The organism is Flavobacterium sp. (assembly GCF_017744675.1).
GTDB lineage: Bacteria > Bacteroidota > Bacteroidia > Flavobacteriales > Flavobacteriaceae > Flavobacterium.
In genome coordinates, this window is the sequence record NZ_JAGIAV010000004.1 from 125,130 (window position 1) to 137,247 (window position 12,118).

The window sequence follows — 12,118 nt, forward strand, 5'->3', positions numbered from 1 at the left end:
TCAAAAAAGCAGAATTACAATGCTTTTACGGTTTCTACAAAAATACTTTTTTTATCAATAATTCCCAGATCAAATAATTGATTTTGAATTTTATTAAAAGATTTTTCTGTCAAATTTTTCTGCGACCACTGAGTCAGTTTCAACCACTCTTTAATATCTTCTGCTTTCTGATTGAAAAGTTTAGATAATTTCTTGTCGATTTCTGGAATTTCTTTAAAATCAACTGTTGTTTTGTTGATTATTCTAAGAATCGTCTCTACTGTTTTGGCATTCTTTTTTAAGAACTCATCGCGTCCTACAATGACAAATGAAGGCCAAGGAGTAGGGCAGTCGTCTATTCTTCTAAAAATGCCTTTGTCTACAAGAGGTTTGGTCATAAAACGTTCCCACATAAAATAATCGGCTTTTTTGTTGGTCAATGCATCAACAGCTCCATCTATGGTGTTTACAATCTCAAATTCAAGATCATCCATTTCCCATCCTTGCTCGTTTGCATTGACATAAGCCATTAATTGTGATCCCGAACCCAATCTAGAGATAGCGGCTTTTTTATTTTTAAGGTCTTTCAGTGTTTGAAAATCAGATTTAGCATCAACATGAATTCCCCAAATTAAGGGAGACTGCACGTAAACCTGAACAATCTTGCTCGGATTTCCAGCTGAAATATCTTTTAAAATTCCTTCGGTCAAAATAACAGCCAAATCTGTTTCTCCATCACGAAGCATTTGACACATTTTTCCCGTTCCTTCGGGTACATCGGTCCATTCTAAGCTGATGTTCTCTTCTTCAAATTCGCCATTTTCAATGCATAGATGCCATGGCAAATTGAAGTGTTCCGGAACACCCGCAATTTTGACAGTTTTCATTTATTTTAAGTTTAAGTTAAGTTGCTTGGTATGCGTATGCGTAATCCTATGGTTAAATTTGGTTAGTTTACTTTTAAATTTTGATTTTTAATTCTTAATTTTTCAATAAATCAGCCCTGTGTTTTTCTGAAAGGCAAGGCTCTGCAAATTCAATAATGTCTTGAGATTCGTATTCGGTCAAAAGACTTCTCACCAAAGAATAATCTACATCTTTGGCTATTTCAGCTGCAAAAAAAGTTTCGTTTAACCCTTCAGATAAACAGTTAAGCGCTTTTAGCTTTTCGCGAATGATTTCTTTATCAAAACCTTTTTCTAAAATCGCAATCTGAACAATTGAATTTCCAGAATTCTGAATGGTTTTTCTATGCATAAAACGTTCTTCTGTTTCGTCGTATTCTGCATAAAAAATGTCATCTGTAGCAATTAAAGGCCCGAAAAACGGAATATTATCCAGTTTAAAAAGCCCTTTTTCGAGATCTATAATTTCTGCCCACATGGTTTCAGACACTACTTCGTCTAGATAATCGCTATAATATTTAAACAATATTTTCTTGTGCGTTTCCTGTTCCATTATTCAATTTCACTTATTACAGCTTTCAAAGGTGATATTACGATTCTATAGCCATCTGGATCCTGAATCATTTTTCCATTTTCATTCCAAAACGGATTCAGCGATGGTATAACTGTAATATTGTGCTGCGTTAATTTGTTTACTAATTTATCGTAATCTGCAATTGTTTTTGGGTATAAAACCATTACGTCGTCTTCATCAAAAGTATGTTTGGCCGAAACTTCAGATTGAGTAAACTCAAAATGCCAGTCTAAGCCCGGTTTTCCGACAAAGACACCATCATAATTGTTATGATGTTCAAATCCGCCCAATCGTTCAAACCCGAGTACATCTACATAAAAATTCTCAATTTTCTCTAAATCGTTTGTATGTCGTGCAACTCGTAAAAACATATTTTTATGATTTTATTTGATTAATATGATGTTCTAAATGATCAACATAATCTGTCATTAAAAACCTCAAATCAATTACAGATTCGTCACTTAAAATAATTTTATAATCTAAAGCTTTTTCATCCACAGTTTTCATCACCCTAACAATCTGCCTGTTTATTGAAAGCCATAGCTGTGTTAGTTCTTGAATCTCTGTTTGCTGATATTGATTTAAATTTACCAAATCCATTTGATTATATGGCCGGTGGCGATATGGCTTTTCTGTATAATTAATTTCTGTAAAACGCACTAGATTATGAATGGCAGAATCTATCAAATGCCCCAAAATCTCTTTTTTTGACCACTTTCCAGGATTTTTTGCTTCTAAAACTTCCTTCTTGATTGTCGGAATATAATGTGCATTATCATTTAGCAACTGTTCAAATTTAAGAATAGCGTTTTGCATAAAAATTATATCTCGTTAGTTTCCTGCTAATTTATTCAAAGTATAGGCAATCAATTCATCAACAGCTTTATATGGATCTGCACTAAATGTTCCAGAAGCACGATTGGCGATAATCGCGTTAAGCGATAATGCGTTGTGTCCCAAAAGAGCAGAAAGTCCGTAGATTGCTGCTGTTTCCATTTCTAAATTAGTGATTTTAGTTTCATTAAAACTAAAATTATCCATTTTATTATTCAATTCTTCATCTTGAATATTCAAACGCAAAACTCTTCCTTGAGGACCGTAAAATCCACCAGCAGTTGCCGTAATTCCTTTAAAAATTCGGTCAGACTCTATTAATTTCTCTAATTTTTCTGAGCACTGAGTTACATACGGTTTCCCTTTTCTAGGATCCCAATTAGTGTGTTTTACAAATGCATCTTCAATTTCGGCAATAGAAACATCGTCAATTAAATAAGAGCGAAGCATATTGTCTAATCCTAAGCCAAATTTTGACATTACAAAGCTATCAACTGGAATATCTTCCTGCAAAGAGCCTGAAGTTCCTATTCTGATAATATTCAACGAAGTCAGTTTTTCTTTTGGCTGACGCGTTTCTAAATCAATATTAACTAAAGCGTCTAATTCGTTTAATACAATATCAATATTATCAGGGCCAATTCCTGTAGAAACAACAGAAATTCTTTTGCCTTTGTAAATACCGGTTTGGGTTTTGAATTCTCTTTTTTGAGCAGAATACTCAATTGAATCGAAAAATTGGGTGATTTTTTCTACTCTGTTTTGGTCACCAACAAAAATAATGTCGTGTGCTATGTGTTCAGGACGAAGGTTTAAGTGGTAAACGCTTCCGTCTGGATTTAATATCAATTCTGAAGATTGTATCATATTTTTTTTAAGTTACTAAGGTTCAATTTATAAAATTCCAATATTTAAATTCCAAATTCCAAAAAATCGAATTTAATTGAAGCTTTATATCTTTTTAGTTGACAAATTGGGATTTGGAATTTATATCATTGAATTTTATCCACCTACACGTTTGGTTTTGAATCCTTTTTCTTTTAAGATTGTCATAATTTTATCTCGGTAATCGCCTTGAATTATAATCGAATCGTCTTTAAAAGTTCCTCCAACGCTTAATTTGGTTTTGATTTCCTTGGCTAAGATTTTAAAATCCTCGTCTGAGCCTTCATAACCTTCAATTATAGTGGTTGGTTTTCCTTTTCTTTTTTCGAATTTGCAAATCATAGGTTCCTTCTGAACATAAAGAACATGTTCCTGTTCTTCAACTTGTTCAGGTTCATTCGATTCCTCGTGATCTGGAAATAGATTCTTTAATTGATCTTTTAAGTCCATAAAACTATTTTAAATTCTAAATATAGTGAGTTTTTAAAAATTAAATTCCAAATCCCAAAAAAATAGTTTTGGAATTTGGAATTTTAAATATTGAAGAGTAGAAAGGTTATTTTTTAATTAAACCTAGCTCTACTAAACGTTCGTATAAGAATTCACCAGCAGTAATATCTTCGTATTTCTTTGGGTTTTCTTCATCAATGCAATTTTCAAGGCAATCTAAGCGCATATCGCTTACAGGATGCATGAAAAATGGAATTGAATAGCGTGAAGTTCCCCACAATTCTCTTGGCGGATTTACGACTTGGTGAATGGTAGATTTTAATTTATTGTTAGTGTGTCTTGAAAGCATATCACCAACATTAATTACTAATTCGTCATCTTCAGCAATAGCATCAATCCAGTCGCCATTATGATTTTGAACTTGCAATCCTTTTCCTTGAGCTCCCATCAACAAAGTAATTAAGTTGATATCGCCATGAGCTGCAGCACGAATTGCATTTTCTGGTTCAGAAGTAATAGGAGGGTAGTGGATTGGCCTTAAAATTGAGTTTCCTTCTTTTGCATAATTATCAAAATAAAACTCATCAAGACCTAAATGCAAAGCCAAAGCTCTTAAAACATAAACACCTGTTTTTTCTAGTTTTTGATACGCTTCTTTACCCACTATATTAAAACGTGGCAATTCGGTAACTTCAACATTGTCTGGATATTCAGAAGCCCATCTTGAATCTTTGTCAACATATTGGCCAAAGTGCCAAAATTCTTTTAAATCTCCTTCTTTGCGTCCTTTAGCATGTTCTTTTCCAAAAGAAACATAACCTCTTTGTCCGCCAATTCCAGGAATTTCATATTTATGCTTAGTTTCTATTGGCAAGGCGAAAAAGTTTCTAATTTCACCATAAAGTTCGTTTACCAACTGATCATCAAGGAAATGACCTTTTAAGGCAACGAAGCCAATGTTTTCAAATGCACTGCCGATTTCATTTACAAATTTTTGTTTACGTTTCGGGTCGTCCGAAAGGAAATCACGTAAGTCTACACTAGGAATGTTTTGCATACTTTACATTTTTTATTTTAAAGAAGAAAGGTGTCATAAGCACCTTTCGCTAACAAAGGTAGATAAATATTTTAGAAAATAATCTTAAGTTCAGGCATTAAAAGCAGATTTCTATTTAAATTTTATTTCAGAATCCAATAAAATTAACGCAATTTGTTATATTTGAAACACTCTAAAAAACTAAAACTACATGATTTTTTATCGACAAAACCTTACAGATTCTCAATTATTGGATTTATACAAAAAGATACTAAAACCAAGATTGATCGAGGAGAAGATGCTCATCTTAATTCGACAAGGAAAAGTTTCTAAATGGTTTTCTGGAATAGGGCAAGAAGCTATTGCAGTTGGTGTTACGGCTGTTTTAGACCAATCTGAATACATACTTCCGATGCATCGAAATCTTGGTGTTTTTACAACCAGAGAAATTCCGCTTCATCGTTTGTTTTCTCAATGGCAAGGGAAAGCCAATGGTTTTACAAAAGGGCGTGACAGAAGTTTTCACTTTGGAACTCAGGAATACAATATAATAGGAATGATTTCGCACTTGGGTCCGCAACTCGGAATTGCTGACGGAATTGCTTTGGCAAATAAACTTCAAGACAATAAAAAAATTACCGCTGTTTTTACAGGAGAAGGCGCTACAAGCGAAGGAGATTTTCATGAAGCTTTAAATATTGCGGCAGTCTGGAAATTGCCAGTTATGTTTATTATAGAAAATAATGGTTACGGACTTTCAACGCCAACCAACGAACAATATGCTTGTGAAAACCTTGCAGATAAAGGAATTGGCTACGGAATTGAAAGCTTGATTATTGACGGAAATAATATTGTTGAAGTGTACAATAAATTGTCTCAGCTAAAAAAAGAAATGCAAGAAGATCCGCATCCTGTTTTATTGGAATTCAAAACTTTCAGAATGCGCGGGCATGAAGAGGCGAGCGGCACAAAATATGTTCCTCAAGATTTGATGGATCAATGGGAATTGAGAGATCCCGTTACAAACTTCAGAAAATATCTAACCGAAAACGGAATTCTAACTGCTGAACTTGACGAACAATTCCACACCCAAATTAAACAAGAAATTGACAAAAATTGGGCGATTGCAAATGCAGAACCAGAGATTGAACCAAGTTATAGCCAAGAATTAGATGATGTTTACAAACCATTTCAATATGAGGAGTATACTCATAATTATGAATCTACAAATATCCGATTTATAGATGCTATCCGTAATAGTTTGGAGCAATCTATGTGGCGCCATAAAAACCTAGTTCTTATGGGGCAAGATATTGCCGAATATGGAGGAGCCTTTAAAATTACAGAAAACTTTGTTGATGCTTTTGGGAAAGAAAGAGTACGAAATACGCCAATTTGCGAAAGTGCTGTTATTTCAACCGGAATGGGATTATCTATAAATGGCTATAAAGCCATTGTAGAAATGCAATTTGCTGATTTTGTTTCTACTGGTTTTAATCCGATTGTAAATCTTTTGGCAAAATCGCATTACCGCTGGGGCGAAAAAGCCGATGTTGTGGTTAGAATGCCTTGCGGCGGAGGAACTCAAGCTGGACCGTTTCACTCACAGACAAACGAAGCTTGGTTTACTAAAACACCAGGTTTAAAAGTGGTTTATCCCGCATTTCCTTATGATGCCAAAGGACTTTTGAATACGGCGATTAATGATCCGAATCCTGTTTTATTCTTCGAACATAAATTATTGTACCGAAGTATTTATCAAGATGTTCCAACAGACTATTACACTATTCCTTTAGGAAAAGCTGCTTTGATTAAAGAAGGAAAATCGGTAACGATTATTGCTTTTGGAGCACCTGTTCACTGGGCTTTAGAAACTTTAGCAAAACATCCAGAAATCGATGCCGATCTAATCGATTTAAGAACTTTACAACCTTTAGATACCGAAACAATTTTTGCCTCGGTTAAAAAAACAGGAAAAGCGATAATCTATCAAGAAGATACTTTATTCGGCGGAATCGCAAGTGATATTTCGGCTTTAATAATGGAAAACTGTTTCGAATATTTGGATGCTCCCGTAAAACGTGTAGCAAGTTTAGATTTGCCAATTCCGTTTTCAAAAGCACTAGAAGATCAGTTTTTACCTAGAAACAGATTTGAGGAAGCTTTGCTTGAGTTGCTGAGATACTAAGTTTCTGAGATGCTGAGTTGCTAAGACGCTAAGGAAAAACTTAGAATCTTAGCAACTCAGAACCTTAGAAGCTTTAAATAACAACCACAAGTCTTTTCCCATCAGAAACTTCTGCGTTCCACATGTTTTCTATATCTGATAGACGAACGGTTTCAATATTTACTTTTAGTATATTTTTTGAAGCCAAATGAAACATTTCAGGAAGTATTTCTAAAAATAATAGTTTTACTTCTTCTTTTGTCCAGCTTCCTAATCCTGAGCCTGATAATTGAAGATCTACACTTCTTAAAATCTGTGCAGATAACTGAATGGTATCGCCAGACATTGAACCTACAGAAACATATCGGGTTTTATGGGTAAAGTTTCCGTTGCCTTTTAAAATCGAAAGAATAAGTTCTGCTGAATGTCCCCATAAATAATCAATTACGATATCAATTGGAGTGGCTTTATGAATTTCTCTTAGCTGAGAAACAATAGATTCGTCGTTTTGTTTTAGAGAAACAATTTCATCAGCTCCTAATGCTAAAAGGTTTTCAAGTGCTTTTTCATTTCTTCCCGTCACAATAATATTCTTTGCTCCGTAATATTTTGCAATTTGCACTGCGATCTGACCTGTAAAACCAGTCGCTCCATTAATCAAAACTGTTTCTCCTTGTTGTATTCCTGCTCTAAAACGAAGTGCCATTGCCGAACCTGCAACCGCATTGGGCATTGCTGCGGCTGTTGCATCATCAATCCCATCTGGCAAAGCTACCATTCTGTTTTTCTCTACAATTGCTTTTTCTGCAATTGTTCCAGAGATTCCGCGAGCGTAAACTCTTGTTCCGTTTTCTAAGACGCCAATTCCGTCACTTCCAACTATAAATCCGTTTTGATCCTCTTCCTCTGAAGAATAGTGTTTTCCACTTGCAATTCCTTTATCCAGATTTGTAATGGCTACTGCTTTTACCGAAACCAAAACTTCGTTTTCATTTGATACAACTGGTTCTTGGAAATCTGCATATTTTGGCGATTCGCCTTTTTTATAAACTACTGCTGCTTTCATAATTGTTTTATTTTTATGAAGCAAAATTAAAGAGTCGTTTACAGGCAGACGATAACATTTGTTATCAAATTTTTCGTCAAACCATATAAGTTATATATGTTAATTTAAGTTTGGCTTATCCGCTATTTTTTACTTACTAGTTTACTTTTTAATCTGCTTAAATGTACAGTGGTTATCCCCAAATAAGAAGCAATATAATGTTGCGGAACACGCAATAAGATTTGAGGCCTTTCTTTAATTAAATTAGCATAACGCTGTAAAGGAGAATCTTTTATAAATGAAACAAAATATTTCATATAATCAAAAGTACGCTCAAAAAGCATATCAATTAATCTATCTCTCAATTCTGGAACTTCTTTGATTTCTTCTAGAATTTTATCCAGATCATTTTTATGAATCCACCACAAAACTGAAGGCTCAATCGTTTCTATAGTTGTCGGACTCGGAAGTTTCTTCATAAAACTTTCGATAGAAGCAACGCTTTGATTTTCAAAAAAGAATTGCGTAGTGAGATCTTTTCCGTTATTGTTAAACCAAACTCGAATACAGCCTTTTTCTATGATATAAAGCTTTTTCGAAACTTCGCCTTCTTCTAAAAGCGTCATTTTAGCAGGAACTTCAATTTGATTGAAATAACCAATGTATTCGTTCCATTTTTCATCGGTTAAAGGAATTTTATTTTTGAGTTGGTTGAACATTTTCTATCTTAATTCGATTCCACTTCAAACAATTGCACCTGATTTTTTAAACGATCAATCAACAAATTCATCATGCGTTTATTTAAATCGGAAGAATTCTTGATATAAGTTTCGTATTCCTCTACAGTAAAAAGCGCCATAACAATTCCTTTAAGAGAATTTCGGAATTTTATATCTTTTTGAATGGAATTTTCTATAGTTTGCAATTTCTTCTCAACTGAGTAGGAATAAAAATCAGGTTTGTTTTTGTTTACATAGTTAATAAAAACGGCTACAAACAAGTCGTTTTGGAGTTTTAAAATTGGTCTAATGGTTTGGTTTTGAAAGATCTCATCTGATGAAGATTGAGCACTTACGGTTCCTAAAGTTTCGCCTCTGAATTCTTTTAAAAAAGTGTCTCTATCTTCCATGGTATTTGTTTTAAGTTTTCTTTAAAGTTAACGAAATAATCGAACAGTAAAACTTATTTTTGTTTTTATAAAAATAAATTATGCGATATTTTCTCTTCCTTTGTCTGCTGATAGTCTCTTGCAATTCTAAAGAAGACAAAGAAAAATACAATCATCAATTATATCGTGCTGTAAATAAAAAAGATACAGCCGTTTTGGACATTCATATTAATGATAAACGTTTTTATGGCCGTTACGAAATTAACCATTACGGAACCGGAAAAGATTCTGGCGATGTGAGAGGGGATTTAAGAGGCGATACATTACGCGGAGATTACCACTATATTTCTTTTGGAGGAGCTTGGAAAAGAGTTCCTCTGGCACTTTTAAAGAAAGATCAAAAATTGTTTTTAGGAACGGGAGTTATCGGCACTTACTTTAATCTTCCGTGCTACGTGCCTGAAGTCCCAATTGATTATGAAGAGTCTGGGTTTGTTTTTGAAAGAATAGAGAAGGAGTGAGGGGCGGCAAGTTTCATGTTTCAAGTTTCATGTTGAAGTGGGTTGCGTAGATTTTACCGCAAAGCACGCAAGGTTTTTTGACATACTAAACCTCTAATAACGCAAAGTTCGCAAAGCTTTGTCTAAAAAACTTTGCGAACCTTGCATATTCTTTGTGCTCTTTGTGGTTAAGTCAAAATCTCAATGTTTTACCGCAAAGCACGCAAGTTTTTTTTAATATGTGAACTTACTATAAACGCAAAGTTCGCAAAGCTTTATCTAAAAAACTTTGCGAACCTTGCGTAAATCTTTGCGTCCTTTGCGGTTAAGCTCTACATCTTGAAACCTGAAACTTGAAACAAAACCTAACTTAACGTAGATGGCAATTCGAAAATTTCAAGATCAAAATATCGAACTGAAGCCATAACATGGTCAAAAATATCGGCCATGATATATTCGTAGTTTGCCCAGCGTTTATCGCTAGAAAAAACATAGATTTCCAACGGAACACCGTGTGCTGTCGATTGCAATTGCCTGCAAATGATATGCATATTTTTATTCAATCCGGGATGATCGGTTAGATATTGTATGATATACTTTCTAAACAATCCCAAATTGGTCATATTTCGGCCATTTAGCGAAAGCGTCTTATCAATTCCTCTCAGATCGTTGTATTTATCGATTTCCGCTTGACGGCTATCAATATAAGACGTTATCATTTGTACTTTTCGCAATTGACGCAAGTCTTCATCATTTAAAAAACGAATCGTACTGCTTTTTATCAAAACATGTCTCTTGATGCGTCTTCCTTCAGATTTCTGCATACCACGCCAATTCTGAAACGAATCGGAACTTAAAGCATAAGTCGGAATTGTGGTAATCGTGTTGTCAAAATTTCGAACTTTTACAGTGGTCAAGTTAATTTCGATAACGTCTCCATCAGCACCAAATTTATCCATTGTGATCCAATCTCCAATACGAACCATGTCGTTTATGGCAACCTGAACACTCGAAACAAATCCTAGAATCGTATCTCTGAAAATTAAGATGATAATCGCTGAAAGTGTTCCTAAGATCGTTAGCAATTCGCCTTTTTTGATTCCGAATAAAGTCGAAATAATCATGGCAACGCCAAAAATCCAGAGCACAATCATAATAACCTGAACGAAGCTGTCAATTGGCTTGTCGCTGTATTCGGGTTTTTGTTTTAAATAATCGCGTAACGAATTAAAAACCGTTCTCACAATCCATAATCCCAACAATACGATATAGATGCCGACAATTTTTCCGAACATGGATTCCCAATATTCGTATTTGTCTAAAATAACGGGAACAGCTTTATAAATAAAGAAAAACGGAATTAAATAGGCCGTATATCTCGTGGTTTTGTTTTGAATTAAATAATCGTCAAACTTTGTTTTTGTTTTTTGTGCAAAAATTGCTGTCAAAGTGACTAAAATGAATTTGGCTACATAATAAATTACGTAAGCCAGTGCTATTAAAATAGCAATATTAAAGATTAGGCTGGTATAAGACGCAACGTTACGGCTCATGCCCCAATCTCTAAAAACAGGATATAAAAAATTAAATATTTTCTCCAAAAGCTTATGCATTTGCTTTAGTTTCTAAATATTTTTTCTCAATGTAAAAAGTTCCAAACGGAATAAGAGAAGCAACCAGAATGATTCCGAAAGTTTTTAAATCCCAATTCATTGATTTTTTCAATAAAAAAGCTAAAATGATGTATCCAATAAATAAAACACCGTGTGTCATTCCTAACGGACGCAATAATGTATGATAAAGTTCAGGATTGTTGTTTTTGATAATTAACATATTAGCAAACAATACTAAATAAGAGATTCCCTCTAAAATGGCAGTAACTTTGAAAATCTTGAGCATGTATATCTTTTTTAAGTTTTATGCCAGCAAAATTAAGGATTATGGATTGATTTTAGAATTTAAAAATGGGAATTTGGAATTTAAAAATTTGAAAATTACCTTTACTGTATGAGCAAAAGAGATTTAAAAAAATATTTAGGCGAATTAACAAAAGAGCAATTAGAAGAACAATTGATAGAATTGTATGAGAAATTTGCTCCTGTAAAAGTGTATTATGACTTTGTTTTTAATCCAAAAGAAGACAAATTGCTTCAAGAAGCAAAGGTCAAAATCTCGCACGAATATTTTCCTATCAAAAAACCTGGAGCAAAATGGCGACCAAAAGCCAAGATGCGAAGATCGGTTGCTCAAAAGCTAATTAAACATTTTATGATGCTCGGAGTAGACTCATACATTGTTGCCGATATTATGCTTTACAATATCGAAATTGCGCAAACGTTTTCTTCTCAAAATTTCATCAAGCAGGAATTGTTTTACAAAAGCATGTTAAACTCTTTTGGGCAGGCAGTAAATTTTATTTTCTCAAACGGAATTTTTAATGATTTTAAATTACGAATCAACGCTATTATGAACCAAACTTTGGAGCAAAAATGGAAAAATAAGTACGATTTTGAAGCAATTTTGGAAAAAATCGACTACTAAAAGCCCTTCTCATAAAAAATCTTTATTTAAAAAAAATATTTATTTTAGGTTAAAAGAAGATGAATAACTGTTTTTTCGGTGTATTTTTGCAAAA

Annotated in this window: 15 protein-coding genes; 3 read left to right on the forward strand and 12 right to left on the reverse strand. The window is 33.8% G+C overall.

Going from position 1 to position 12,118, the window contains the following annotated elements:
* Positions 1-14: 14 nt before the first annotated feature.
* The 7 genes from J7574_RS10850 to J7574_RS10880 form a co-directional block, all read right to left on the reverse strand.
* Positions 15-866, reverse strand: coding sequence for a substrate-binding domain-containing protein (locus J7574_RS10850; protein ID WP_290968037.1), 852 nt, complete (start codon positions 864-866; stop codon positions 15-17).
* Positions 867-960: 94 nt separating this feature from the next.
* Entirely contained in the window at positions 961-1,437 is a 477-nt protein-coding gene (locus J7574_RS10855; RefSeq protein WP_290968040.1) for a DUF4265 domain-containing protein, read from the reverse strand.
* Positions 1,437-1,829, reverse strand: a complete 393-nt coding sequence (locus J7574_RS10860; protein ID WP_290968043.1) for a VOC family protein — start codon at positions 1,827-1,829, stop codon at positions 1,437-1,439. The genes J7574_RS10855 and J7574_RS10860 overlap by 1 nt, the downstream gene beginning before the upstream one ends.
* Before the next feature lie 4 nt (positions 1,830-1,833).
* Positions 1,834-2,274, reverse strand: a complete 441-nt coding sequence (locus J7574_RS10865; RefSeq protein ID WP_290968045.1) for a DinB family protein — start codon at positions 2,272-2,274, stop codon at positions 1,834-1,836.
* Between the two features lie 15 nt (positions 2,275-2,289).
* Positions 2,290-3,159, reverse strand: coding sequence for a nucleoside phosphorylase (locus J7574_RS10870; RefSeq protein WP_290968047.1), 870 nt, complete (start codon positions 3,157-3,159; stop codon positions 2,290-2,292).
* Between the two features lie 135 nt (positions 3,160-3,294).
* On the reverse strand, positions 3,295-3,627 hold the full coding sequence (locus tag J7574_RS10875) for a translation initiation factor (RefSeq protein WP_290968049.1): 333 nt from the start codon (positions 3,625-3,627) through the stop codon (positions 3,295-3,297).
* 106 nt (positions 3,628-3,733) lie between these two features.
* Positions 3,734-4,684: a 2-oxoglutarate and iron-dependent oxygenase domain-containing protein gene (locus J7574_RS10880; protein WP_290968052.1), complete on the reverse strand. Its 951-nt coding sequence runs from the start codon at positions 4,682-4,684 to the stop codon at positions 3,734-3,736.
* A 190-nt stretch (positions 4,685-4,874) separates the two neighbouring features.
* Here J7574_RS10880 and J7574_RS10885 point away from each other — a divergent pair, with 190 nt between their 5' ends.
* Positions 4,875-6,851: a dehydrogenase E1 component subunit alpha/beta gene (locus J7574_RS10885; protein ID WP_290968056.1), complete on the forward strand. Its 1,977-nt coding sequence runs from the start codon at positions 4,875-4,877 to the stop codon at positions 6,849-6,851.
* Between the two features lie 73 nt (positions 6,852-6,924).
* On the opposite strand, the gene J7574_RS10890 is transcribed toward J7574_RS10885, so the two are convergent.
* The 3 genes from J7574_RS10890 to J7574_RS10900 form a co-directional block, all read right to left on the reverse strand.
* On the reverse strand, positions 6,925-7,896 hold the full coding sequence (locus J7574_RS10890; protein ID WP_290968059.1) for a zinc-binding alcohol dehydrogenase family protein: 972 nt from the start codon (positions 7,894-7,896) through the stop codon (positions 6,925-6,927).
* A gap of 122 nt (positions 7,897-8,018) precedes the next feature.
* A complete protein-coding gene (locus J7574_RS10895) occupies positions 8,019-8,594 on the reverse strand; it encodes a Crp/Fnr family transcriptional regulator (protein ID WP_290968061.1) in 576 nt (191 codons plus the stop codon).
* An 8-nt stretch (positions 8,595-8,602) separates the two neighbouring features.
* Positions 8,603-9,004: a glyoxalase gene (locus tag J7574_RS10900; RefSeq protein WP_290968063.1), complete on the reverse strand. Its 402-nt coding sequence runs from the start codon at positions 9,002-9,004 to the stop codon at positions 8,603-8,605.
* A gap of 80 nt (positions 9,005-9,084) precedes the next feature.
* Between J7574_RS10900 and J7574_RS10905 the strand changes: the two genes are divergently transcribed.
* Positions 9,085-9,504, forward strand: coding sequence for a hypothetical protein (locus J7574_RS10905; protein WP_290968066.1), 420 nt, complete (start codon positions 9,085-9,087; stop codon positions 9,502-9,504).
* A 344-nt stretch (positions 9,505-9,848) separates the two neighbouring features.
* Here the strand turns inward: J7574_RS10905 and J7574_RS10910 are convergent, their stop codons facing one another.
* Together J7574_RS10910 and J7574_RS10915 are read right to left on the reverse strand one after the other, a co-directional pair.
* On the reverse strand, positions 9,849-11,096 hold the full coding sequence (locus J7574_RS10910; protein ID WP_290968068.1) for a mechanosensitive ion channel domain-containing protein: 1,248 nt from the start codon (positions 11,094-11,096) through the stop codon (positions 9,849-9,851).
* A complete protein-coding gene (locus tag J7574_RS10915; protein WP_290968070.1) occupies positions 11,089-11,382 on the reverse strand; it encodes a DUF3817 domain-containing protein in 294 nt (97 codons plus the stop codon). The genes J7574_RS10910 and J7574_RS10915 overlap by 8 nt, the downstream gene beginning before the upstream one ends.
* Before the next feature lie 108 nt (positions 11,383-11,490).
* Here J7574_RS10915 and J7574_RS10920 point away from each other — a divergent pair, with 108 nt between their 5' ends.
* Positions 11,491-12,024: a DUF6155 family protein gene (locus J7574_RS10920; RefSeq protein WP_290968073.1), complete on the forward strand. Its 534-nt coding sequence runs from the start codon at positions 11,491-11,493 to the stop codon at positions 12,022-12,024.
* Positions 12,025-12,118 lie beyond the last annotated feature (94 nt).